The sequence below is a fragment of the Pseudomonas sp. HY2-MNA-CIBAN-0224 genome (genome assembly GCF_040310285.1).
Lineage (GTDB): Bacteria > Pseudomonadota > Gammaproteobacteria > Pseudomonadales > Pseudomonadaceae > Aquipseudomonas > Aquipseudomonas helleri.
On the sequence record NZ_JBEOPQ010000766.1, the window covers coordinates 1 to 249 of the forward strand.

The 249-nt window shown below is 61.4% G+C and carries 1 protein-coding gene; it reads right to left on the bottom strand.

Translation table 11 applies throughout. The annotated features are described in order from the left end of the window. Positions 1-249 (bottom strand): RHS domain-containing protein (locus AAEZ03_RS28395; RefSeq protein WP_350583301.1); only part of this gene is annotated, 249 nt, incomplete at both ends.

The following is a 249-nucleotide window of genomic DNA, read 5'->3' on the forward strand; positions in this document are numbered from 1 at the left end:
AAGCGCAGCGGGTTGCGGATGTTTTCGCGTATTGCGCTGTCGGTACGCTTTTCTTTGGCCAACCCCCACGCTTGATAGGTCCCACTCCAGGCAATCGCGCCGCGTTGGTCGGTGAGTTCCATCGGCGTGCCGAGGTGGTCGCATTGGTACCAGGCTATGGCGTTGAACGGTCTCGCCACGGGTTGGTGTTGCCACAGCGGGTCGCGGTCGATGTGGTAGCCGTTTTCATGGCTTGGCTCGCGCACTAGC